Raw genomic sequence first — 24,486 nt, forward strand, 5'->3', positions numbered from 1 at the left:
AAGCCCGCTCCCACATTGGAACTATGCCGGGTTCAAAAAAAGTGAGCTATTGCTCCATCGCCTGCAAGATTCTATGGGCCGCTTTCACCCGCTCGGCATTGGGGTAGTTCTTGTTTGCCAGGATCACTACGCCGATGCCTCTGCTCGGTACATAAGCGATATAGGCGCCAAAGCCGCCGGTCGAGCCGGTCTTGTTCACCAGGGTATTGGCGCGCAGCGGCTGGGCGGGTGTCAGCCATTTGACCGGGTGCGGCTCCATGGCCATGGGTGTCGAATTGCCGTCGACCAAGGCGTCAACACTCAGCGGGTAGGCGTACATCTCCCAGCCAAGCCCTTGGGTGGTGCCTTCGACCGTGTAATAACCCGTGTGCGTGGCGGCAATCGCCTGTTGTAGCGACTGCTCCAGCGACGTCGGGTGCATGTTCAGCGCCATGTAGCGAGCCAGGTCCGCCGGGCTGGTCTTCACCCCGTAGGCTTCGCTGTCCAGCGCCCCTGGGCTGACGCGCACCGGCTTGCCGGCCTTGTCGTAGCCCTGGGCATACAGGCCCATTTGTGCCTTGGGCACCGTGAGATAGGTGTGCTTGAGGCCGAGCTTGGGCAGCAGGGTCTGTTCCATTGCCACGTCGAAAGGTTGTTGCAGGCTGTGCGCCGCCAGATAGCCGAACAAGCCCAGGCTGGGGTTGGAGTATTGGCGCTGGGTGCCGGGGGCGAAAGCGGCTTTCCAGTGCTGGAAGTAGCCGATCATCTGCTGGGCATTGTCCGCCTCGCCGGGGAACTGCAACGGCAGCCCGCCTGCGGTGTAGGTGCCCAGTTGGAGCACGCTGATGTGATCGAACAGGCTGCCGCGCAAGGCTGGCAAGTAGTCGCTGGCTGGTGCAGAGAGCTTGAGCTTGCCGGTGGCCTGGGCATAACCGGCCAGGGTGGCGGCGAAGGTCTTGCTCACCGAGCCGATCTCGAACAGGGTGTTTTCGCTGACGGGCTGCTGGCTGTCCTTGGCGGCGATACCGTAGTTAAAGTATCGGGCCTTGCCGTCCTGCACGATGGCGACTGCCAGGCCGGGAATGGCCTGTTGCTGCATCAGCGGCTTGACGGTGGTGTCCACCACCTGGCGCAGATTGTCGGCGGCCATGCAGTTGCCGGCGCCGATCAATAGGCTGAGAATCGTGACGTTGCGCACGTGTTGGTACATGATGAGGTCGCTTCCATGAGGATGATCGGGTGTCTCGCAGCCTGCGCAGGCGTGGCCAAGATAGGCAGTTTTCCGGCCCTGGACAACCGATGATATCTCGCACCAGTCATTAGAAAAATTTGGGCTTAAACCATGTTGCGTTCCCATCTGCCCCTTAACGCACTGCGCGCCTTCGAGGCATCTGCCCGGCATTTGAGTTTTACCCGGGCGGCCATCGAACTGTGTGTGACCCAGGCGGCGATCAGTCACCAGGTCAAGAGCCTGGAGGCCCAACTCAACGTCACCCTGTTCAAGCGCCTGCCCCGTGGCCTGATGCTCACCCGCGAAGGGGAGACGCTGTTGCCGGTGCTGCGCGAGTCCTTCGACCGCATCGCCCAGACCCTCGGCCAGTTCCAGGCCGGGCATTACCGAGAAGTGCTGACGGTGGGGGCCGTGGGCACGTTTGCGGTGGGCTGGCTGCTGCCGCGCCTGGCGGATTTCCAGGCGCGCTACCCGTTTATCGACTTGCGCCTGTCGACCCATAACAACCGCGTGGATGTGGCGGCCGAGGGCCTGGATTATGCGATCCGCTTTGGCGCTGGCGCCTGGCATGGCACCCACGCCTGTGAGTTGCTGGCGGCACCGCTGACGGTGTTGTGCGTGCCGGCGATTGCCCGCCAGTTGCATGGCCCGGGTGATGTGTTGAAACACACGCTGTTGCGCTCTTACCGGGCGGATGAATGGAACCTCTGGTTCCAGGCCGCAGGCTTGCCCGCCGACACCCTGATGCCGCGCAGTATCGTGTTTGACTCGTCCCTGGCAATGATGGAAGCGGCGTTGCAGGGCAGTGGCGTGGCATTGGCACCGGCGATGATGTTCTCGCGGCAGTTGGCCCAGGACGTGATCCGCCAGCCCTTTGATATCGGCATCAGCACCGGCAGCTACTGGCTGACGCGCCTGCAGTCACGCGCTGAAACCCCGGCAATGTTGGCGTTCAAGCAATGGCTGCTGGAGCAGGTGACGAACCTGTAGGAACTTTCACAATCCTGTGCCCGGCCAAGATCCCTGTGGGAGCGGGCTTGCCCGCGATGGCGCGGGTCCAGGCACTGTTTTTCCCAGGGAAGAAACCGCAGGCATCGTTCTCAGGCAGGTCGGCCATGGGCCGTCGCCGCCAGTTGCCCGGTATCGACACGCACGAAGATCGAGTCGCCAATCGCCGTCAGCACATCGCCTGCATACACCTCGCAAACCACGCGGCTCTTGCGCCCGACCTCGCCCTCGACCCTGGCGCGCAGGGTCAGTGGCACGCCCATGGGGGTGGGCTTGATGAACTTGATCCCCAGGTTGCCGGTCACGCAGTCGATACGCGGCAACTCACCCGGTTCGCGCTGCTCGGCGCGGTAGTGGTAGGCCATGGCGGTCCAGTTGGAATGGCAATCGACCAGCATGGCGATCAGGCCGCCGTAGACCAGGTCGGGCCAGCCGCAGTACTGGGCGTCGGGCAGGTGCTCGGCGACGATATGCACGCCGTCCGCATCCCAGCGGCTCTTGATCTGCAGCCCATGGGCATTGCCCGGGCCGCAGCCGTAACAGACGCCATCTGGCGCGGTGGTGTCTTGCAGGGAAGGGGTGGGCATCGTGGATCCTTATTGTTCTTGGGCCAATCCACGAGCCTAAAGGCCTACGCCCCTAACGCGCAAACTTCTTCGCTCCGGCCACGCAGGCAATCACCGCGCCAGTCACCGCCAGCATGCCCAGGCTCACCTGTTCATGCAGCAGGCCGGCCGCCAGCGCCAGGCCGAAAAACGGTTGCAGCAATTGCAATTGGCCGACCGCCGCGATGCCGCCCTGGGCCAGCCCGCGGTACCAGAACACAAAGCCGATCAACATGCTGAACAGCGCCACGTAACCCAGGCTCAACCAGGCTGGCAGGCTGATCCCGGTGAAGGAGGCGGGGGCCAGCAGCAAGGTCAACGGCGCCACCACCGGCAGCGATATCACCAGCGCCCAGCAGATCACCTGCCAGCCGCCGAGGCTGCGTGACAGCGTGGCCCCTTCGGCATACCCCAGCCCGCACACCAGCACCGCCAACAGCATCAGCAGGTCACCGGCGGGCGCGGCGCTCAGGCCCTGGGCCAGGGCGTAGCCCATCACCAACAGGCTGCCGAGGATCGAAAACAGCCAGAACACCGGGCGCGGCCGCTCGCCGCCGCGCAGTACGCCGAACACCGCCGTGGCCAGGGGCAGCAAGCCGATAAACACGATGGAATGGGCTGAAGTCACGTACTGCAAGGCCAGGGCGGTGAGCAACGGGAAACCGATCACCACCCCCAGAGCGACAATCAGCAACGGCCCCCACTGGTGGCGCGCCGGGCGTTTTTCCCGGAACAGCCACAACAGGCCCAGGCCCAGCACTGCGGCGATACTGGCCCTGGCCACGGTGAGAAACACCGGTTCAAATTCCAGCACCGCCAGGCGCGTGGCGGGCAACGAGCCGCTGAAAATCAGCACGCCGATCAAGCCATTGATCCAGCCGCTGCGGCTGTGTTCGGGGGTGATCATCCGGGAGGTCTGTTCCATGCAGGGGGTGCTCGTAGGGGGAGGGTTGCGTTGCGGGCATCCTAGGGCTGAAGATTGGGGCAATCAAAAAATTGTCATGGATACATCGCCCATGCCCCGTGCCCGTTACAAGTCGTTGGTGGATACCTTTGCCCGGGATATCCGTGCGGGCACCCTGGTGCCCGGCACCCGCCTGCCCACCCACCGGCAACTGGCAGCCAGCCATGGCCTGGCCTTGGCCACGGCCAGCCGGGTGTATAGCGAGCTGGAGGCCATGGGCCTGGTCAGCGGCGAGACCGGGCGTGGCACCTTTGTGCGGGAAATCGCCCTGGCACCCGGGCAGGGCAGTGGCCAGATGGCGGTGGCGGCGGGCATGCTCGACCTGAATTTCAACTACCCGTCGTTACCGGGCCAGGCCGACCTGCTGCGCACGGCCTTGCGCCAGCTGGCGTTGTCCGGCGACCTGGAAGCGTTGCTGCGTTACCAGCCCCATGCCGGGCGCGCCCATGAACGGGCGGCCATGGCCCGGCATCTGCTGCACCGTGGCTTGAGTGTCGCGGCCGAGCAGGTGCTGATGGTCAGCGGTGCGCAGCACGGTTTGGCGGTGGTGATGATGGCCTTGCTCAAGCCGGGCGATGTGATTGCGGTGGATGCGTTGACCTATTCCGGTTTCAAGGTGCTGGCCGAGACCTTGCACCTGGAAATCGCCGCGATCCCGGTCACACCGACCGGCCCTGATCTTGCGGCGCTGCAACAGTTGTGTCGCCGCCGGCCGGTGCGGGCGCTGTACTGCATGCCGACCTTGCACAACCCGCTGGGTTGGGTGCTGGGCATCGAACAGCGCGAGCAACTGGTGCGCATCGCCCGTGAGCATGAGCTGATCCTGATCGAAGACGCCGCCTACGCCTTCCTCGCCGAGCAGGCGCCGGCACCGCTGGCGCAATTGGCGCCGGAACGCACGGTGTATGTGGGCGGCCTGTCGAAGAGTGTCGCCACCGGCCTGCGCGTGGGTTTCGTCGCCGCGCCGCTGGCATGGGTGCCGGCGTTGGAGCGCACAATCATGGCCACCGTGTGGAATGCGCCCGGGGTGATGACGGCCATTGCCGCAGGCTGGGTCGACGATGGCACGGTGCTGCAACTGGAGGCGCAAAAGCGCACGGACGCCAAGGCCCGGCAGGCGTTGGCGGCGCAGGTGTTGGCCGGGCTGGATTACATTGCCCATCCCGCGTCGTACTTTTTGTGGCTGCCACTGGGCGAAGAGGCCCGGGCGGATCAGATCACCATGGCGCTGGCGCGCGAGCATATTTCGGTGTCCACGGCCGAGCCGTTTTCGGTGTCAGCGCAGGTGCCCCATGCGATTCGCCTGGCGTTGGGCTCGGTGGAAAAAAACGCCCTGCGTGGGGCGTTGCTGAAGGTGCGATGGGTGGTGGCGGGGTATTGAGGTCTACGCACGGACCGTTGGCCCCGCATCGCAACTGCGATCCGGGGGCCAATGGTGTCACCGCTGCGATTCGCTCAGGCAGTGAGCCACGAATGCTCGGCACCGATCTTGACGTTGAACTGGTGGAAAAGCGGTATGTAGTGCTTCTTCGCTTTCTGAACGTTCAGGCCCAGGAGAGCTGGCGGCGTAATCCCTTTGCTTTCGTAGTTTTTACGTAAATCGGCGTTGACATCCGTGAGTGGCCCGGATGGGACAAATTTTTTACCGACATACTCATATTTTTTGGCAAGTTTGTCGAAGCCCAGGCCGTACATATCAGGTCGTTTTGACTTTAAGACGTCATTAAACAGGTTGGGACCCACCGTCTCGAAGATCTTGCGCTCATAGGTTTCAAATTCAGGGGTGTATTGGATCTCGCCATCGGCGTCCTTGACGGCCTTGGGCCGATTGGTGGTGAAATAGGCCTTGTTGTCGGCAAATTTTTTGTGCATCTGGGCAGACATTTCTTTAAGCAACGGGTTACCAGGCTGTGTTGCAAAGCTGCTGGTGTTGTAGAACGGTCTGTAATCGGTAAGTTTATGGAGAATAGGCCTGTTGAGGAGGATGTCATTCGACCCCGCCTGCAATATGTCACTGCCGACATCGGCTTGAATGATGTCATCGGTGTCGAGATAGGCCCCCCCGTATTTGTCCATTATCGGATAACGTGCGACGTCCGAGGCAGCCGCCAGGTTCTGCCCGTGTCCTTTGCGAAAGTGGCTGTACATATCACTGTTTTTAAATTGTTTGAAAACCTCGTCGTCATTGAGGTTTGCCACGTTCAGGCCTGGGGCTTTGCGCGCCAGGTCACTTTTGATTTTCTGGAAAACGGCTGGGTTATCCGCATCGACATGCAGGATGGATTTATACCCCGATGCTTTGACTGCATTGTGGGCCATGTTTTTGACCAAATGGGGCGGGATATCTTGACCAGCCCAAAAATAATGAAGTTCTTTGGGGATGGGCTTTAGATCTTTGGGCAGACTTACGTTTGCCGCAGCGGGGACATCAACAAACTGGAATCTGTGGGCGTCGGCTTGCTTGGCTTGTTTAAGTTCTTTGAACGTTCCCCGCTGCCATTTGCCTTTGCCGCTTCGCCAGAAATACGTATGGCTGCTCCCCTCTACACCCGTCGAGAGGTTGGTGGCTTTCCAGGCACCGGCTGAACTGTCGAAGGTGACGCCATGATCTACGCCCTTGTAATTGAGGGCAAAGGGGGACTTTGCATGACTGGTCGTTTTGATATCGTCCATCGGCACTACGTAGGTCGTGTCGTCGAGTTTCCACGGCGTTGGCGCATTTCCCGCCCCCCCCGGTAGGCGTGCGGACCTGGAGGTGGGCTCCCATCCGGCAGCGCCCAGATCCCTGACCGGTATATCGGGCGCGGCGCGGGCGGGATGCCGGATGATGCGCTGGCCATCCTTCACCTGGGATTCATAGAGTATCTCGTCGACCTTTACATATTCTTTTTTACTTCGGCCTACATACACATTGCCTTGTAACCCCTTGGTTGACAGTTCGTCCGGCGCTACGTGTCTGGATTCATAACCCACCAGATCGGCGTCCACCGGCCTTATCTCGCCACTGGCCGCTACCCGGCTTGGTTTGAAATCCTTCAGCGGGGGGCCGAAGGCGCGTTTCTTCACGGCATCGTACTGATGCCAATTGCCCTGAAAGAGGACGGCATTGCCCTCGACAATCCCTTGCCCCGCCTTGAACGTACCGCTGGCTGCCAAGCCGTGCTGCTGGCTGGCGGCCCGTGTCACATCATCGCTGCCCAGGGATGGCAAACGATTGAGGTCGGTTGACTGGAGAGGGGCGATGGAGAAGTCCTCCAGCGCTTTGCCGAACGCTTGTTGGGTACGCGGATTGAAGGCGTACCACCGTTGTGTGGCCTCGTCGAACTTGGCCAGGATTCCATTGCGCTTTGGGCTGTTGAGTGCCTTGAATGTGCCTTCAGCGAGATCGGGTCTTTTTGCCAGTTCAAGCAGGTTGACACTCCGGTAGGAACCGCGCAGTTGCTTGACCCCCTTATAGGCGGCAATGCCCCCTTGGCGCACGAGGTCATCAATACCGCTCAAGGGGTTTAGCGCACCCACCGCCGCCCGGCCGAGGATCTTCACGCCATGCCCGACCTTGGCCAATGCCGAAGCCCCGGCGGATAAAGCCTTCGCCCCCTTGGCGGCGGCCCCCAGGCCGACCGCGAAACCAAAGATATCGAAGGCCAGGTCGGCAATGCCGCCGGGAACGTCGCCGGCGATGAACTTGGTGATCGCTGACCTGAGCGGGATCAGGTTGAGTACAAATTCTTCGATTTTCTTATAGGTGGGGACTTCAGTATCAAACGTCGTGGCTCCCTGGGCGTACTTTTTCACCTCCGGCAGATCCATGTCCTTGATCACGGCATCCACGATATAGCGGGTCCTGGCACTGCCAAAGCTGTCAGGCGTGCCTTGCGCACCTTGGTGTTCATCCGTGATCCCGGCGGCATACTGCCCCTCAGGCTTGATCACGTCATATAACTTACCCGGGGTAGGGGAAAAGCCGCCGCTTGGACGGGTCTCATCATAAGTCTGGCCTGGGCGCTGGGTGATGGTGCCCTTCGACCGGTCGATTTCATAGGTCATGACGTTGCCGCCGCGCTTGGTCTCAACCAGCAGGGCTCCCGGGGCAACCCGCCGGACACGGTCCTCTTTGTAGTAGTCACTTTCCTTGCGGATGGTGATTTCACCAAACTCGAGATTTTTCCGATCTTCCAGCGGCAGTTTGGAAATAAGGTGTTTGATCTGCGCAGACGTCGTTTTTGTAACGGCGTTGGAGTAATCCGTAAAGGCCTTGTCGAATGGCTCTTGCGGGCCCGGCAGTGTTTGAAGGGTGGCCAGGACATCGTCAATTTTTATTGCCGCCTCTGAAGAGACCCAGGCTGCAGGAGCGCCAGCCGTTTTCGTCGGGATGAGTCCGGCAGTAATCGCGTTAAAAAACTGATTTGTTGTCTCCTTCCATTCATCGGACGAGTCGGGTGCTGCGCGCAGACCTCGGCCATCCCTGTACAGATCCAGGATCGAATAAGGTCCAGGAAAGTGCCTGCTGGAGGGCGTCGAGGTGATGCATTTTTTTTCAAACAGTGCCGGGTCCATGTCCGGCAGGGCTTTTTTCAACTGTTCCAGCGCCATGGCCTTGGCTGATGGCAGATCCCCTATTTGCGTTTCAGCCGCCTCTCTGAGCTCGCTGATTTGCGCATCGAAGGCCTTGCGCACCGCCGTCATGGCCGCGTCGGTCGTTGGAGGGGCCATGCCGTTGGCAACCGCCCAGTGCTTGATGGCTTGGTTCTGGGCGGCATATTCAATGCGCCGTTCGTCATCAGTGATGGGTGCAATGCTGCCTTCGAGCATGACGTGCGCATAACTCATCGCCGCCGTCGCCCCGGGCGCTTTGGCTTCGATGCGGGCCACCGCGGTGGCAAAGCTGACCCAACTGTGGGTGCCGATGACCACCTGCTCGGGCACACCCTTGACCAGGAATTCCGGGGCCCGGCTGGCGAGCATCAGGTGGGCTTGTACCGATGCAACCGGGGCTGGGGTCTTGCCGGGGACGGTCAGGTGATCGGTCACCTCCTGGAGGACCGTTGATGCGGACTTGCCTTGATTATCAGATGAGAACAATTGATAACCTTCAATATTGGCCCTGTCCCCAGCCTCATTCTTGTTGCTCCCCACACTCAAGGCGGCCAGCAGCCAGTCGGCCGCACTGCCTTTGATGGACCGCGCCTCGAAGGTGGCCTGGAGGGCCTGGCCCAGCGCCTCGCCCCTGGGCGACTTGAGCAAGCTGTCGATCAACGGTCGCGGGTTACGCTGTTCCTCAGGCGTGAGGGGGCGGTTGTTCAGGAGATACGCCAGGACGCTGTCAAACGGGCCCAACGCGATATCGCCGACTTTACCCGTGCGCAGGTCTTGCCTGAGCTGTTCCTGGCTGCCCGGGTCAAGGGGGACGGGCCAGGACAGGGCGCCGCCCAGGTTGCCATGGGCGGGAGCCTTGGGCTGCGCAGTGGAGAGGGCGGTGGCCAGGTTCAGCAGTTGTTCGTCAGTACTGGGGATATCCCAGCCATGGTCCTCCAGCAATTGCAGCAGGCTGACAGTGCCCGATTGGTCAGTGTTGTCTGGCTGGTAGGTACTGTCGACGTCCAGATCGATCCTGGTTCTTTTCAATTCATCCTTGATGTGCCCCACATCCTCGCTGTCCGTTTTTACTGCGCTTGCCAGATGACGCAGGCTGGCGCTGGCGTTGTACCGGTTGTAAATATCGCCCACCGCGGCTCTCTGGTTCTGGAGTTCGCCTTCGCTGCGCGCTTTGATCAAACCGGCTGAGGTGTTCGGGTCAAGTTTTGTAAAGCCCTGGTTTCGGTCGATTTGCGCAGCCTGCTGGTGCAGCGCAGGGCCTCTAAGGCCCCGGGGTTCTGTATAAAAGCCCCCGACCACCTCATACGGAACCGGCTCGTCGAGATCGGTGGCTGGCGGGGTGAAGGTCATATCGGCGTTGCCCGCAGCAATGACTTGCCCGGCCTGGAGGACAGGCACGCTGATCGCAGCCCAGTGAGGGTCGTCTTGCCCGATAGTGTGGCGCTTCTGTGTGGGATCAAGGTGGTGCTGGAGCGTAAAAGAGAGGCTGCCGGATGGCGGATTGAGTTTGAACGACTGGGTATTGATGCCTTTGTCTTTAATCCATTGCCGGACTTCTGGCGATTTGAAGGCGTGCCGCAACTGCTCCCACCATTGGCCGAATGTGGAGTCGGGGGGGATAGGGCTGATAGTGACAGGGGGCTCTTGCCGGGCGGCCTGGAGCAGGGCCGAGTGATACGCCATGGCCAACGTGTGATCGCCTTTTTCGCGGGCGCTTTGGGCCGGCTCGGCTGGCGCCGTGGCAGGGGCGTCGCGGGTTTGTCGCGAAAGCGTTTGCAGCGGGGGCGTGTTGAGTGGGGGCAGCGGTTGGCGTTGCGCGCTATGGAGATGGGCAATAGTGTGCATAAGGTCTGTCACCTGAAGGTTCAAGAATGGGCCCGGGTGCGAACAGCTACCGTGGCGTTAGCCTTGTGTAGCGCTTTCCCTCAAGTTGATTCCCTTGCTTTGGCCGTTGGTGATTTACCTCATGTGTCGGCTAGCCGGCCTGGGCCGGCCCTTTCGACGTCTTTATCCAGGAGGGCGAAGAAAGACGGCTCCACGTCGTCAATAAGCGGTTTTTATGTGGTTAATTTTTTATATCGGTCAATTTTTTTGGTTTTATGACTGAGCGGCGCTGGTTAAGCGCAGCATGGCCTTAAAAATCGGGATGGATCAGGTCTGAATGTGTTTAAAAGTAACGTAGTTATAAGTTGTTGTGTATTTGCGTAGCGATTTTTATGCCTGTCGCCGAATTCACAGTAACGTCTTTTTGACAGAATCCGCCGTGTGCGCAACGGACCGGTCAATCTTTCCACGTTATGTTTAAAGCCTGGGTGCCAATAAATATTGGGCATCTGCATGGCTACAGCTGTGTGTCCTGCCGCCGCCCCCTTGAGGCGTGAGTGAACTGCCATGGTCAATCGGTCATTCCAACCCCGATTCGGTCAGTGGCATATGCCCTGCACCCACCCATGGCAATACAGGCGCTCACTTCACCCATAGGCTTGATCATGACAAAACCCTTCCCGAATCAGAGCGGTATCTACGACGTCATCGTTGTGGGCGGTGGCGTGGTGGGATGCGCGATGGTCCGGCGCTTTACCCTGGAGGGGGCGCGGGTGCTGTTGCTGGAAAAAAGCCCGGATATCCTGTCTGGGGCGAGCAAAGGCAACAGCGCGATCCTGCACACCGGCTTCGATGCGCCCACCGGCAGCCTGGAGCTGCAATGCATGAAGGATGGCTACCAGGAGTACCTGCAGATTCATCAGCAGATGGCACTGCCGCTGCTCAAGACCGGCGCGATGGTGGTGGCCTGGAATGACGAGGACCTGGGCAAGCTGCAAGGCATCGTCGAGCAGGCGCACGCCAACGGGGTGGCCGATGTCAGCCTGATCGGCCGCGAGCGGGTGCGCGCCCTGGAGCCGAACCTGGCCCACACCGCCCTGGGCGCGGTCGAGGTGCCCGGCGAGTTCCTGATCGACCCGTGGTCGGCGCCCCTGGGCTACCTGCTCCAGGCGCTGATGCATGGGGCGCAGGTGCGCTTCAATACCGAGGTCAACGGCGGGTATTTCGATGGCGAACTCTGGGCCCTGGAGACCACCAACGGGTTTATCCGTGGTCGTACGATCATCAACTGCGCCGGGTTGTTCGGTGATGTGCTGGAGCAACAGTTACTGGGCGCCTCGAGCTTCTCCATTCACCCGCGCAAAGGTCAGTTCGTGGTGTTCGACAAGGCCGCTGCACGCTATCTGGGCAATATCATCCTGCCGGTGCCCAATGAACGCACCAAGGGCATCGTGCTGACCCGCACGGTGTACGGCAACCTGTTGGTGGGGCCGACCGCCGAAGAACAGGACGACCGCCTGCACGCAAGGCTCGACAGCGACGTGCTGCGCCAACTGGTGGACGCTGCCGTCGAACGGATTCCTGCGCTCGACGGCATGCCGGTCACCGCCACCTATGCCGCGCTGCGCCCGGCCACGGAGAAGAAGGAGTACCGGGTGCAGCGGGTCGAAGGCAAGAACTGGATCAGCGTCGGCGGCATCCGCTCCACCGGCCTGACGGCGGCGCTGGGCATTGCCCGGCACGTGTTCAGCCTCTATCAGCGCGAGCACACGCCGGTCCCTGAGCCCAGCCTGCAATGGCCCACGCTGCCCAACCTCGCCGAACATTTGCCGCGCGATTACCAGCGCCCGGGCTACGGCGAAATCGTCTGCCACTGTGAAATGGTGACCCAGCGGGAAATCCAGAATGCCTTGGCCAGCGCATTGCCGCCCGGCGACCTCGGCGGCTTGAAGCGCCGCACGCGGGCCTGCATGGGGCGCTGCCAGGGGTTTTATTGTGGGGCGCGGGTGGCTGAGCTGAGCGCGGGTCATCTGGCGGTTCCCCTTGCAACAGGTGTTTGTCATGCAGCCCATTGAAGTCGAAAACATTGATGTCGCGATTATTGGTGGCGGGCCGTCGGGGCTGTCGGCGGCGATCACCTTGCGCAAGCTGGGCGTTGGCACGGTGGTGGTGATCGAGCGTGAGCCCGAGGCGGGTGGGATCCCACGCCATTGTGGGCACCCGCCCTTTGGGTTGCGCGAATACGGCCGGGTCTACACGGGGCCGGCGTATGCGCGCAAAAACGTCGCGCAGGCGTTGAAGGCCGGGGTGCAGATCCGCGTCAAGCACGCGGTGACGCAGATGGGCCCGGGCGGGCGCCTGGAGGTGGTCAGCCCGGAGGGTGCCCAGGTGATCCAGGCGCGGCGGGTGTTGATCGCCACCGGGGCCCGGGAAACACCGCGATCGGCGCGCCTGCTGGGCGGCGATCGCCCGCTGGGGGTGATCAATACCGGCGCGTTCCAGTCCTACCTGTACCTGGAGCACCTCAAGCCCTTTGAACGCCCGTTGATCGTCGGCACCGAGCTGGTCAGCCTGTCGGCGGTCATGAGTTGCCGGCGCGCCGGGATCCGGCCGGTGGCGATGATCGAGGCCAACCCGCGGGCCACGGCGCGTTGGCCACTGTCGCTGTACCCACGGCTGCGTGGCGTACCGATGCATTTTGGCGCGCAGCTCCTGGAAATCCACGGCACCGGGCGGGTGGAGGGCGCGACGGTGCGCCTGGCCGACGGGCAGACCCAGACCTTCGCCTGCGATGGCGTGCTGCTCACCGGCCAGTTCATCCCGGAATCGAGCCTGGTGCGCTTGAGCGAGTTGCGCCTGGACCCGAACAGCGGCGGCCCGCATATCGATCAATACGGGCGTTGTTCCGATCCTGTGTACTTTGCGGCGGGGAATCTGCTGCGTCCCGTCGAGACGGCAGGTTGGTCGTTTCGCGAAGGCCATAAGATCGCTACGATGATCGCCCGCGACCTGCAGGGGCAATTGCCGCCTGCCGCGCCGGGCATCGAGATTGCCTGCAAGGGCGACGTGAAGCTCTGCGTGCCGCAACGCCTGAACCCGTCTACTGTGGCAGGTCTGCAACACCTGCAATTGCGGGTCAGCCGTGGGGTGAAAGGCCGTCTGGTGGTACGGGCCGATGGCGAGGAAATCTGGGCGCGCGCCGGCAGTTCGCTACCCGAGCGGCGGATATTGATACCCATCGCCAGCCTGAACCTGCCCCAGGGCGTACAGCAACTGGAAGTCGACTTTGTCGGCCAAGAACAAGACCTGCCGAGGAGTCTTTAACATGCGGATTGCCGCGCTCGATCAAGGCACCACCAGCACCCGTGTGTTGGTGGTGAGTGACAATGGGTCAGCTGATATCCAGCTTTCGCTGCGCCATCAGCAACACCATCCCCATCCCGGTTGGGTGGAGCACGATCCACTGGAATTGCTCAATAACCTGCAGCGCTGCCTGGAGGCCACCGGTCATGTGGACGCCATCGGCCTTGCCAACCAGGGCGAGAGTTGCCTGGCGTGGGATGCCCAGACCGGCGAGCCGTTGTCCCCGGTGATCGTCTGGCAGGACAATCGCACGTCGGTCGAGATCGCCCAGTTGCGCGGCGACGGCGGCGAAGCCCTGACCCTGGAGCTTGCCGGGTTGCCCCTGGACCCGTATTTTTCGGCGAGCAAGCTGGCGTGGATCGTGCGCAACCTGCCGGCCGCACAGAGCGCATTGCGCGCCGGACGGCTGCGCCTGGGCACCACCGATGCGTACTTTCTCGACCGCCTGACCGGGGTCTTTGCCACCGATGTCACCACCGCGTCACGCACCTCGCTGATGAACCTGGCGACCGGGCAGTGGGACAGCCAGCTCTGCGAGCTGTTTGGCGTACCGATGGAAACCCTGCCGGAAATCCGCGACACCGTCGGGTACTTTGGCGAGATCGGCGCCACACCGATCACCGCCTCGATTGTCGACCAGCAAGCCTCGCTCTACGGCCATGGTTGCCGCAATGAGGGCGACGCCAAGATCACCTACGGCACCGGGGCGTTTGCGCTGACCTTGACCGGCGAGCAGATCATCCGCGCCCCGGAAAAAGGCCTGCTGGCAACCATTGCCTGGCAGATCGAGGGCAAACCCACTTACGCCATGGACGGTGGCGTCTACGATGCCAGCGCGGCGGTGGAGTGGGCCGGGCGGCTTGGCTTGTTCAGCGATTTTTCGGAACTGGCGGCGTTCGACGAACCCCCGGCCATTGGTCGCCAACTGGCGTTTGTGCCGGCGCTGTCCGGGCTGGCCTGCCCCCATTGGGACCGCAGCGCGGCGGCCCTGTGGGTTGGCATGAATGGCGGCACCACGCGCCAGGATATGTGCCAGGCGGTGCTCGAAGGCGTGGCGTTGCGCAGTGTGGAAGTGATCACGGCCATGGACGGGTTTCTCAGCGTCACCGATCACCTGTCCATCGATGGCGGCCTGGCGCGCAGCCCGTATTTCGCGCAGTTCCTCGCCGATGCCCTGCAGCGTTGCATCGTGACCCAGCGCTTTGATGAATTGACCGCGTTCGGCTGCGCAGCGCTGGCGGCCAAAGGCCTGGGCGTGGCCCTCAAACCGCCGCGTAACACCAGTACTAGCTTTCACCCGAAAGTCAGTGCCGCACAGGCCCAGCAGTGGCAGGCCACGTTCAGCGAGGCGGTGACGCGTTGCCGCGACTGGCGCTGACGGTTACCACTCGGGCCGGGTCAGGGCGGGGGCTTCCAGGACTTCAACCTGGGCCTCGGCCAGGGCCTTGGCCAGTTCGCCCAGGGGTTTGCGGTCGATGATCAGACGGTCGATGCGCTGCAACGGGAATACCTGGAACAGCGCGTGCTTGCCCATCTTCGAGGAGTCGGCAATCACCGTGAGGTAGCGCGTACGGGCAATCATGGCGCGGGTGATTTCCGCCTCTTCGATGGAGAAGTCGAAGGCGCCGTCGCTGTTCAGGGCACCAATGGTGACCACGGCATGCTCGGCGTTGAAGCGGGCGATCTGCTCCATGGCCAGGGCGCCGATATTCTGTTCCGATTCGGGGCGGTATTCGCCGCCGATCATGAACACGCGATTACCGCTGGCGCCAATGGCGGCAGCGATCAACAAGGAGTTGGTGATCACCGTGATGCGGTTGAGCCTGGCCAGTTCACGGGCAAAGAACAGGGTAGTGGTGCCGGTATCGATCAGCAGGCTGTCGCCCGGCGCATAGAGCCCGGCGGCGAAGCGCGCCACTGCACGTTTTTGCGCAGAGAACTCATTCATCCGAGTCTGGAAGGCGTTCTCGTGTTCACCGCTGGGGGGCAGCGAGGCACCGCCATGGAACTTGGTGACCTGGCCATCTTCGGCCAGGGCCGTGAGGTCGCGGCGAATGGTCTCTTGCGAAGTACCGAGGGTGCGTGCCAACTCGTCGACCGAGATGCGTTCACGCTGGCGTAGCAGTTCAAGGATATGTTGGCGTCGTTCATTGGGGCGCATGGGCAATCATCCTCTCAATGCTACGTGAGTGCGCCACTGGTGCGCAGCGCTGTTACCGAGGCACTCAAATGATGCCGCAGCAGTGCGTGTTGGGGCGCTTGAGCGCCAGCGCAGGTGGCGTGAACTTGGTATTGGCGTTTGTCGTTCACGGCCATAGAGTGCGCAGCCTTGAACGGTGTGGCTAGAGATTACGCAATAGAATTGACCGATTCCACTGTGTTTAACCGGCAAAACCACATAAAACACACGATTGGCATGGGAAGTGGTTAGTAATAGGGTGTGAAAGCGCCGCAAATGGGGCTGTAAAACGCGTTTGGCCAATGGAGCGACCGAACTGGGGCGTACTCCTACAACAACAATTGATTCAGTACAGATGGAGCGAAAGCAATGGCGGAATTCGGCAACTACGTTATTTACCTGATCATGATCGGCGCGGTGGTTGGCGCGTTTGCATCCGTGATCAAGCCGGACAGCGGCCTGGGCAAGGAGTTTGTCAACGGCATCCACTCCATTGGCCCGGTGTTCCTGGCGCAGGCGGGGATCATGGTGGCGATCCCGTACCTATCTAAATTCATCGAGGTCGCCCTGGGGCCGTACTTCGGCGCGATGGGGTCGGACGTGTCGATTGCGGCGCTGTCGATCATCGCCGTGGACATGGGCGGCTACCAGCTTGCCGATGCCCTGGCGGCGAACCGCGACATGTGGATCACCGCCATGATCGTCGGCTACACCTCCGGCGCGACCATTGTCTACCTGATCCCGGTCGGCCTGATGATGCTCGAACGCAAGGACCACAAGTACCTGGCGCTGGGGGCCATGGCCGGTTTGATCAGCATCCCGTTTGCGGTGCTGGCGTCGCTGATGATGATCACCGCCTTCAACCTGCCGGTGCGCGACATCGTGTCCACCACTTCGCCGGCCCTGCATTACCTGAGCCTGGATTTTGTCGATTGCGTGCGCTTGCTCGCGCCACTGTTTGTGTTCTGCTTCCTGCTGGCTGCCGGCCTGCGCTACCGGGCGGCGTGGATGGTGGCCGGGTTCCTGGTGTTCGGTAAATTGATGGATGCCTTTATCAAGATCGTCCTGGCGCTGGCCATCGTCGAGCACTTCACCGGGTTCTTCATGAAAAACTTCGGGGTGTGGGGCTTCGACCCGATGTTCGCTGACGAGAAGGAGCTGTTCCGCGCCATCGAGATTGCCGGCTATATCGGCATCATGCTCGCCGGTACGTTCCCGATCTGCTACCTGTTCAACCGCTACTGCAAGAAACCCATGGAAGTGCTGGGCAGGCACATCGGGCTGTCGGCCGATGGCGCGGCGGCATTTATCATGGTGTTTGCCAACATCATCGCGGTCTACCACCTGTTCAAGAAGATGAATGCCCGGGACAAGGTCCTGTGCGTGGCCCTGGGTGTCTGTGCCCAAGCCACCATTGGCGATCACCTGGCCTTTACCGCGAACTTCCAGCCGACGCTGATCATGCCGATCCTGCTGGCCAAGCTGTTTGGTGGCCTGCTTGCGGTGGCGATTGCGATCAAGATCTCCGTGCCTGCCGCCCAGCGTTACGAAGCGCAGGAACGCGAGCGCGAAGAGGCCGATGCCCCCGGTGTGACCGCTGCCCAGGCGGTATGACGGCAACTGTTTAATCACCGCAAGGGCGCGTGCCCTTGCATTGCCCTGAGGTAACAATGAGAAAGATCTTTCTGGCCTGCCCCTATAGCCACGCCGATGCGAACGTCACCCACGAGCGCTTTATCCGGTGCAACCAGGTGGCCGCCACGATTATCGCGTCGGGTCATGCCGTGTTCAGCCAGGTGTCCATGTCGCACCCGATCAACCTGGCCTTTGAGGGCAAGGACAGCGCAACCATCGGCAAGCTGTGGGCACCGGTGGATGCGTTGTTTATGGAGATGATGGAGGAACTGATCATTCTCGACTTGCCGGGCTGGGACCTGAGTTCGGGGATCAAGCGTGAGATCGAGTTTTTCAAGCAGCGCGGGCAGAAGGTCAGCCTGTGGTCGCAGGTTTCTGGCGAGTTCAGCTAACAACGCAGATCCCCTTGTGGGAGCGGGCTTGCCCGCGATAGCAGTGTGTCAGGTTAAAACTAATTGACTGACACACCGCCATCGCGGGCAAGCCCGCTCCCACAAAAGCCCTCCCACTTCGGGTTGTGTGCATGGCGCACGCCACATGCCACGTTGTATGGTCTTGCAAAACCCTGCCACGGAGCATCCCGCCATGTACAAGGACTATCCCGCCGCCTACCAAGTCAGCAAGGGTGCCGCCTTGCAGGTCGACCAGGCGTTTTACGATCGCGTGCGCGAGTCCGTGGCCGGGCGCACCCTGGTCGAGCAGTTTGAAGTGCCGATCCGCACCGGCCGCGCCTGGAAAGTGCCCGCCGGCCATGTGTTCCGTGTGACCACCCCGGTGGGCCCGCAGGTCGGTGACTTCAACGTCTGGAATGCCAATGACCCACGCGAGCGCCTGTGGGCGGCCCGGACCCGCCAGTTGCAAGGCGCCCATGTCAGCACCTATGACCGTTTATGGTCGAACCTGCCGTTCCTGCGGCCCATGGTGACCATCACCGATGACAGCCTGGCCGGCTACGGCATCGACGAGCACGGCGGGCGCCTGCATGACTTGTTGGGCACGCGCTGCGACCCTTACGTGAACAAGATGCTCACCGGCGAGGACTTCCACCACCATTGCCACTCCAACCTGACCCGCGCCGTATTGCCCCACGGCCTGACCGAGTTTGATGTGCACGATGTGTTGAATATCTTCCAATGCACCGGCCTGAATCACGACGACCTGTATTTCATGAAGGCGTGCCCGGCCAGGCAGGGCGATTATCTGGAGTTCTTTGCCGAGATCGACTTGCTGTGCGCCTTGTCTACCTGCCCGGGCGGCGATCTGTCGTTGCCGATGTGGGGCCCGGATGCCGAGGACCCGCTGACGGTGTGCCGCCCGTTGGGCGTAGAAATCTACCGGCTCGACGAGGCGCTACTGCAGGGCTGGGAATCGCCTGCGCGCGCGGCGTACAACGGCAATCATGGCTTGCTGATGCCCAAGGCGGCGTGGGAAAAATAATCCCGTGGGAATGAACGCGGTATTGCCTATGGGGGAACGTGGCAACAGTAGAGGCTGTACAAGCGTCAGGTCCGGACACTAAAATGAGAAGTATTATCATTAACTGCTCATTGGACCTGACATGTACGACGACAGTCTCGTCTCGCCCGTCGAACACCTCTACACCCGTCATCACCCCTGGTTGCGCGGCTGGTTGCAGCGGCGCCTGGGGCATCGCGCCGATGCCGAGGACCTGGCGCACGACACGTTTATCCGGGTGTTGCGCACGCAGCAGGATGTGCGGGAGTTGCGCCAGCCCATGGCGTTTCTGGCCGCGATCGCCAATGGCTTGCTGATCAACCGCTGGCGGCGCCAGGCCATTGAGCGGGCCTACCTTGAGGCGCTCGCCGCCCGCCCGGAAGGCGAGGAGCCGTCGCCCGAAACCCGTTACCTGATGATCGAAACCCTGCTGCAGCTCGATTCGCTGCTGGTGGGGCTGTCGAGGCCGGTGCGCCAGATCTTCTTTCTGTCCCAGCTCGATGGCTTGACGTACCCGCAGATCGCCACACAACTGAGCTTGAGCGTGGCCCAGGTGCAGCGGGCGATGAGCAAGGCCTTCAGCGTGTGCTACGCGAGCCGGTTTGAATGAATGGCGCCGCCGTTGCACCGCCAGTCCGCGAGACGGCCATCGCTTGGCTCGTGCGTTTGCAGTCTGGAGTGATGAGCCCGGCCGATCAGCAGGCGTTGCAGCAATGGCGCCAGGCGAGCGCCGAACATGAATATGCCTGGCAACGTGTCGCCAGCTTGCCGCTGCTGCTCCAACCCGGGGCCAAGCTGTTGGCGGATGTCACTGCGCGGCAGGCCTTGGAGGCGGCTGGGGCTGACTCGGCGCGGCGTCGGCAGGTGCTCAAGTGCTTGTTGGGGCTGGGCCTGCTCGGTGGTCTGTCCTGGCAGGGGATGGAATCGACCCTGGTGCGCGCCGCCTTTGCCACGTACCGCACCGCCACCGGCGAGCGCCGCCACTGGACCCTGGCCGATGGCAGCTCTTTGTGGCTGAACACTGCCAGCGCCGTCAGCCTGGACCTCAGTGCGCAACTGCGCAGCGTGCAGTTGATCGAGGGCGAGGTGGCGCTGGATGCACGGGGTGAGTCGCGCCCGTTGCAACTGCTCACGCCGGATGCGCTGCTGCGCAGCCAGGAGGCCAACCTGCTGGTGCGTCATGACCAGCAGGGCACGTGGATTACCGTGTTGCGCGGCCTGGTCGAGGTGAGCTCGCCGCGCCACCCGGCACCGGTATCCGTGGCGGCGGGGTGGCAGGCCCAAGTGGATCGCCAGGGTGTGGGGGCGCCACGGCCAACCGATGGATTGCTGGCCCAGGCCTGGCTGCGCGGGATTCTGCCCGCCGAGCGCATGCGCCTGGATGTACTGCTGGCCGAGCTGTCCCGCTACCGTGCGGGTATCTTGCGTTGCAGCGAGCAGGTCGCGGCATTGCGCGTGACCGGTAGCTTCCAGCTCGACGATACCGATGCCGCGTTGGCGTTGGTTGCCCATGCCTTGCCGGTGCGCATCGAGCGGCGCACCCGTTATTGGGTGACTGTGGTGCCGGTCTGAACATTTTTTTACCTTCCCCCCGTCGTTTTTCCAGACTCGCTTGGCCTCTAGGTATAACCCACCGAAACAGGTGGGCCTTCACCTCTAGGAGCCCTGCATGATTTCTCCCGCAAGTGTCTTGCGCACCCGCACATTGGGTCTGTTGTTACTCAGCCTGCAACCGCTGTACAGCCCGGCGGTGTTCGCCCAGCCCTACAGTATCGAGGCCGGCCCCCTGGACCAGGCGCTCTCGCGTTTCGGCGTGCAGGCGGGTATCAGCATGGCCGGCAGTGCGACGCTCACGGCGGGCAAGCGCAGCAACGGCCTGCACGGCGACTTCAGCACCGAAGCCGGCCTGGCGCGGTTATTGGCGGGCACGGGCCTGGCTTTCCAGCGCCAGGCCGATGGCAGTTTTGAACTGCATCCGGCAACCAGCGCGCTGGTGTTGCCGTCGCAGAAAGTCATCGGCGATGACCTTGAGAAGAAAGCGGTCTACTCGGCGCCACGTTCGTCGGTGTACATCTCCAACGAAGACGTGCAGCGCTTTGGCGTGATCTCCGCCGGTGACCTGCTCAAGGGCCAGCCCGGGGTGCAGGTGGGCGACAGCCGTAATGGCGGTGGCCTGGATGTGAATATCCGCGGGATCCAGGGGCAAAGCCGGGTCGCGGTCACGGTCGACGGTTCGCAACAGGCGCTGGATGTCTATCGCGGCTATGCGGGCACGCAACAGCGCAGTTACATCGACCCCGACCTGATCAGCGACGTGTCCATCGACAAGGGCCCCAGCCTGACCTCCAGCGCCATCGGCGGCACAGTGGCGATCCGCACCCTGGGTGTGGATGACATCCTGCGTGATGGCCAGAATGTGGGCCTGCGCTTGAAGGGCGACCTGTGGAACAACGGTGTCGCGCCGGCCTCGCGCAACCGCCATTCGGCCACCGAGAGCCTGTACGCCGAGCCGCACCGGAACCGGGGCGGCCTGTTCGGTTCCGACGCAGAGTCGGGCAGTGCGGCGTTTGCCTATACCCATGACCTGTTTGATGTGGTGGCCGCCTATGCCCACCGCAACCAGGGCAACTATTTCTCCGGCAAGCACGGCCAGGATCGCTATCGCACCTTTGACCGCTATGGTCGCGAAGACATGACGGTGGCCACCACCTACAACGCCGGCGAAGAGGTGCTCAACTCTTCGGCGCAAACCGAATCGCTCCTGCTCAAGACCACCCTGCGCCCGGCCGACGACCACACCTTCGACCTAGGCTACAGCCGCTACGATGGGCGCATGGGCGAGATCATGCCGTCGGACATCTTCCGGTTCGGCACCGGTGGCATCTACCAGTACCCGCGTGGCCGCACCCAGATCGACACCTACACCGCCCGCTATCACTACCTGCCGACGGGCAATATGCTGGTGGACCTGACGGCCAGCCTGTGGATGACCGATGCCAAGACCAGCCAGTTGACCTCGGTGCTGGCGCCGAGCTCCCAGGCCTACCGCTCGGACCGCAACTGGACGCGCCAGGCCGACCGGCGCATCGGCGGCGAGTTGGCCAACACCTCGCGCTTTGTGACCGATCACGGCGATTTCAAGCTGGACCTGGGCGGCGGGTTCCAGGTCGAGGAGCTGCGCCCGCAAAAGGGCGTGGTCACCACCCAGCACGATCTCAACGCCAATCGCGGCCTGCGTGACGGTTCGCGCCAGGAGTTCAGCCTCAACGGCAAGCTGGAGTACAAGCCGGTCGACGAGCTGACGCTGTGGGGTGGCGGGCGCTACCTGTATTACCGTACCCAGGATCATATGATGCATTCGACGGCGCAGCGCGAGGAGCGCGAAGCGCGCTACGTGAACGTGATCAAGCCTGGACGCTACGACTTCATGATGTGGTTTCCCGACCAGAACGGGCAGTACACCGACGCCACGGACCCGCGGTTGAACAATGGGATTGTCTTCGGCAATACCAATTTTCCGTTTGAAGGCACGCCCTACAACGACTATGGCGGGACGGGCACACGTGTCTTCCCGGCCCAGGTGGGCGAGGTCGTGACCGGCTACACCTACGCCAAGAAGCAAAGCGACAGCGCGGGGGCATTTTCGCCGGCCTTCGGCGTCAATTTAGAACTGGCGCCAGACACCTTTATCTATGCCTCGTACACCCAGGGCCTGCGCATGCCGTCATTGTTCGAGAGCAGCCTGGGGACGTTGCAGACCCTGCCCGGCAAGGGGCTCAAGCCCGAGCGCTCCAGTCACTGGGAAATCGGTGCGAGCACGATGCAAAAAGGCCTGCTGGCCGCCAACGACTCGGCGTCGATCAAGCTGGCGTATTTCAATAACACCATCAAAAATTACATCACCCGCTATTACGACCCGAGCCCAGGCAAGATGGGCCTGATGAATTTCAGCAATACCGACAGCTTTAAGACCAGTGGCCTGGAGCTGCAATCGAACTACGACGCCGGGCGGGTATTTACCGACTTGTCCGCGACCTACTATTTAAAGACCGAAACCTGCGACTCGGCCTTCGCCGCGCGCCTGCGGGCCAGCTCCAACCCCTATCGGGACCTTGGCGCCACCCCCAACTGCACACCGGGCAGTTTCATGGGCTCGTACACCAACACCCAGAACCCGCCACGGGTGGCCGGCAACCTGACCACGGGGTTGCGCTTCTTTGACCAGACGCTGACAGTCGGCGGGCGCTTGACCTATACCTCGGGCCCGACCGTCACCGCCGACAAGCTCTGGCAGACCGGCGCCACCACGCCGCAGCTGGTCTATCGCGAAGTGGCGCTGTTTGATCTGTTCCTCAACTACAAATGGCAGGACCACACCCAGGTCAACGTGTCGCTGCAAAACCTGACGGATCGCTATTACCTGGACCCATTGGCCCAAAGCTTTATGCCGGCGCCGGGGCGCACGTTGCGCATGGGCGTGGTGACCAAGTTCTGAGGTGCCTACCGCACCAGGGATTGCTCATAGGCGGTGGTCATGACGTGCCAGGTGTGGCGCTGCTGCCTATTGGATAGGGTATTTGCCGAACGCCGGGTGTTGCTCGGCCAACCGGGCGTGGCGTTGCAGGTTGGGAAAGTCCTCGGCCTTGACCACCGAGGGTACGGCGTACTGGGTAAAGGACCAGGCCACCGCGACGCTGAGCGACGCCTGGGTCAGGGACTCGCCTGGCGCGTTGGCCAAGCGTTTTTCCAGGCCCGAATAGGCGGCCAGCAGTTGCCCGGTTACGCGCTCGAGCCACGGTTCATGCAGCTTCTCTGCGGGCCGCAGGTTGTGTTCATAGTAAATCTGCACGCTCTTGTCACAGGCGGCCAAGGCCAGGCCGATCAGTTGCAGGTCCCGTGCGCGGGCGACGGCGGTCTGGGGCAGCAGCTTTTTATCGGCCGGCGCCAGGGCCTCGAAGTAATCCAGGATCAGGCTGGAGTCCATCAGCACCGTCCCATCGTCGAGCACCAGTGTCGGGGCCTTGACCACCGGGTTGATCCTGGCAAATTCGTCGAAGGTGCTGAACACCGAGAGCGATTGCTGCTCAAAATCCACCCCATACAGATCCAGGGCAATCGCCACGCGGCGTACGTAGGGCGAGTCCAGCATGCCAACCAGTTTCATGAAGCCTCCATTGCTATCAGGGGAAAGGGGTTGTGTGTTCACGTGATGCCCCTGTTTTTACCATAAAAAGGCTGGTTGAACCGCAGCTTGATTGTCCGCGCCTTGGCGGCGGCTTGTTGAGCCTGGGCAAGGCACGGAAAAAACGTGCCGGAGCGTGAAGTGCTCCAGGGGCAGTCAGCGACGTTCGGTAAGCCACAAGGCCTGGATCGGGCGTATGGTGGACCGGGCAACCCGTGGCTTATCTCTAGAGGAGAGATGACTATGAGCGTTCCCCTGTTGAACAAGATGCAGCTCAATGGCTATGACATTGTCCGGGTCAATAGCGGCCCGTGGCGCGTGTGTACCAAGGATGATCGATTGGCCTCCTTTGGCTCCCGTGAGCAGGCGCTGGCCTATGCCGCGAGCTTGCCGGGCTACAAGGCCCGCGCAAGACCGTAAACCCCGCGGCAGCTGCTACGCGATGGTGGTTAATCTGAAGAATTC

General features: G+C 62.1%; 18 protein-coding genes. 12 read left to right on the forward strand and 6 right to left on the reverse strand.

Annotation, left to right across the window (positions count from 1 at the left end):
- Nucleotides 1-46: 46 nt before the first annotated feature.
- Nucleotides 47-1,189 (reverse strand): class C beta-lactamase, encoded by a 1,143-nt coding sequence (ampC, locus tag BLL38_RS00090; protein ID WP_076960740.1) that lies wholly within the window; start codon nt 1,187-1,189, stop codon nt 47-49.
- Nucleotides 1,190-1,321: 132 nt separating this feature from the next.
- Between ampC and BLL38_RS00095 the strand changes: the two genes are divergently transcribed.
- Nucleotides 1,322-2,200 (forward strand): LysR family transcriptional regulator, encoded by an 879-nt coding sequence (locus BLL38_RS00095; RefSeq protein ID WP_076960741.1) that lies wholly within the window; start codon nt 1,322-1,324, stop codon nt 2,198-2,200.
- 110 nt (nt 2,201-2,310) lie between these two features.
- Here the strand turns inward: BLL38_RS00095 and BLL38_RS00100 are convergent, their stop codons facing one another.
- Both BLL38_RS00100 and BLL38_RS00105 read right to left on the reverse strand, forming a co-directional pair.
- The gene (locus tag BLL38_RS00100) at nt 2,311-2,805 is read right to left on the reverse strand and encodes a PaaI family thioesterase (RefSeq protein WP_076960742.1); all 495 of its coding nucleotides are present in this window, start codon (nt 2,803-2,805) and stop codon (nt 2,311-2,313) included.
- Between the two features lie 52 nt (nt 2,806-2,857).
- Nucleotides 2,858-3,748, reverse strand: coding sequence for a DMT family transporter (locus BLL38_RS00105; RefSeq protein WP_076960743.1), 891 nt, complete (start codon nt 3,746-3,748; stop codon nt 2,858-2,860).
- 91 nt (nt 3,749-3,839) lie between these two features.
- On the opposite strand from BLL38_RS00105, the gene BLL38_RS00110 reads away from it, so the two are divergent.
- Complete coding sequence (locus BLL38_RS00110; protein ID WP_076960744.1) at nt 3,840-5,168, forward strand: aminotransferase-like domain-containing protein; 1,329 nt, start codon at nt 3,840-3,842, stop codon at nt 5,166-5,168.
- Nucleotides 5,169-5,242: 74 nt separating this feature from the next.
- Here BLL38_RS00110 and BLL38_RS00115 read toward each other — a convergent pair whose 3' ends face one another.
- On the reverse strand, nt 5,243-10,228 hold the full coding sequence (locus BLL38_RS00115) for a TcdA/TcdB catalytic glycosyltransferase domain-containing protein (protein WP_083743012.1): 4,986 nt from the start codon (nt 10,226-10,228) through the stop codon (nt 5,243-5,245).
- Nucleotides 10,229-10,872: 644 nt separating this feature from the next.
- Between BLL38_RS00115 and BLL38_RS00120 the strand changes: the two genes are divergently transcribed.
- The 3 genes from BLL38_RS00120 to BLL38_RS00130 are packed head-to-tail and all read left to right on the forward strand — an operon-like array spanning nt 10,873 to nt 14,948.
- A complete protein-coding gene (locus BLL38_RS00120; RefSeq protein WP_076960745.1) occupies nt 10,873-12,282 on the forward strand; it encodes an NAD(P)/FAD-dependent oxidoreductase in 1,410 nt (469 codons plus the stop codon).
- Nucleotides 12,269-13,531 carry an NAD(P)/FAD-dependent oxidoreductase gene (locus tag BLL38_RS00125; RefSeq protein ID WP_076960746.1) on the forward strand — a complete coding sequence of 421 codons (1,263 nt, stop codon included), beginning with the start codon at nt 12,269-12,271 and terminating at the stop codon, nt 13,529-13,531. Before BLL38_RS00120 ends, BLL38_RS00125 begins: the two co-directional genes overlap by 14 nt.
- A 1-nt stretch (nt 13,532) precedes the next feature.
- Complete coding sequence (locus BLL38_RS00130) at nt 13,533-14,948, forward strand: glycerol kinase (RefSeq protein WP_076960747.1); 1,416 nt, start codon at nt 13,533-13,535, stop codon at nt 14,946-14,948.
- Between the two features lie 3 nt (nt 14,949-14,951).
- On the opposite strand, the gene BLL38_RS00135 is transcribed toward BLL38_RS00130, so the two are convergent.
- Complete coding sequence (locus BLL38_RS00135) at nt 14,952-15,731, reverse strand: DeoR/GlpR family DNA-binding transcription regulator (protein WP_076960748.1); 780 nt, start codon at nt 15,729-15,731, stop codon at nt 14,952-14,954.
- Between the two features lie 387 nt (nt 15,732-16,118).
- Between BLL38_RS00135 and eutH the strand changes: the two genes are divergently transcribed.
- The 6 genes from eutH to BLL38_RS00165 all read left to right on the forward strand — a co-directional run bounded on the left by eutH (nt 16,119) and on the right by BLL38_RS00165 (nt 23,334).
- Complete coding sequence (gene eutH, locus BLL38_RS00140) at nt 16,119-17,363, forward strand: ethanolamine utilization protein EutH (protein WP_076960749.1); 1,245 nt, start codon at nt 16,119-16,121, stop codon at nt 17,361-17,363.
- A gap of 56 nt (nt 17,364-17,419) precedes the next feature.
- Nucleotides 17,420-17,776 carry a DUF1937 family protein gene (locus tag BLL38_RS00145; protein ID WP_076960750.1) on the forward strand — a complete coding sequence of 119 codons (357 nt, stop codon included), beginning with the start codon at nt 17,420-17,422 and terminating at the stop codon, nt 17,774-17,776.
- Nucleotides 17,777-17,969: 193 nt separating this feature from the next.
- Nucleotides 17,970-18,821: an urea carboxylase-associated family protein gene (locus BLL38_RS00150; protein WP_076960751.1), complete on the forward strand. Its 852-nt coding sequence runs from the start codon at nt 17,970-17,972 to the stop codon at nt 18,819-18,821.
- A 121-nt stretch (nt 18,822-18,942) separates the two neighbouring features.
- Nucleotides 18,943-19,449, forward strand: coding sequence for a sigma-70 family RNA polymerase sigma factor (locus BLL38_RS00155; protein ID WP_076960752.1), 507 nt, complete (start codon nt 18,943-18,945; stop codon nt 19,447-19,449).
- Complete coding sequence (locus BLL38_RS00160; protein ID WP_076960753.1) at nt 19,446-20,411, forward strand: FecR domain-containing protein; 966 nt, start codon at nt 19,446-19,448, stop codon at nt 20,409-20,411. The genes BLL38_RS00155 and BLL38_RS00160 overlap by 4 nt, the downstream gene beginning before the upstream one ends.
- 97 nt (nt 20,412-20,508) lie before the next feature.
- Complete coding sequence (locus BLL38_RS00165) at nt 20,509-23,334, forward strand: TonB-dependent receptor (RefSeq protein WP_076960754.1); 2,826 nt, start codon at nt 20,509-20,511, stop codon at nt 23,332-23,334.
- A gap of 66 nt (nt 23,335-23,400) precedes the next feature.
- On the opposite strand, the gene BLL38_RS00170 is transcribed toward BLL38_RS00165, so the two are convergent.
- Nucleotides 23,401-24,003, reverse strand: coding sequence for a glutathione S-transferase family protein (locus BLL38_RS00170; RefSeq protein WP_076960755.1), 603 nt, complete (start codon nt 24,001-24,003; stop codon nt 23,401-23,403).
- A gap of 261 nt (nt 24,004-24,264) precedes the next feature.
- Between BLL38_RS00170 and BLL38_RS00175 the strand changes: the two genes are divergently transcribed.
- Nucleotides 24,265-24,441 (forward strand): DUF2188 domain-containing protein, encoded by a 177-nt coding sequence (locus BLL38_RS00175; protein ID WP_076960756.1) that lies wholly within the window; start codon nt 24,265-24,267, stop codon nt 24,439-24,441.
- The last annotated feature ends 45 nt before the right edge of the window (nt 24,442-24,486 follow it).

The organism is Pseudomonas gessardii, from assembly GCF_001983165.1.
GTDB classification, from domain to species: Bacteria; Pseudomonadota; Gammaproteobacteria; order Pseudomonadales; family Pseudomonadaceae; genus Aquipseudomonas; species Aquipseudomonas gessardii.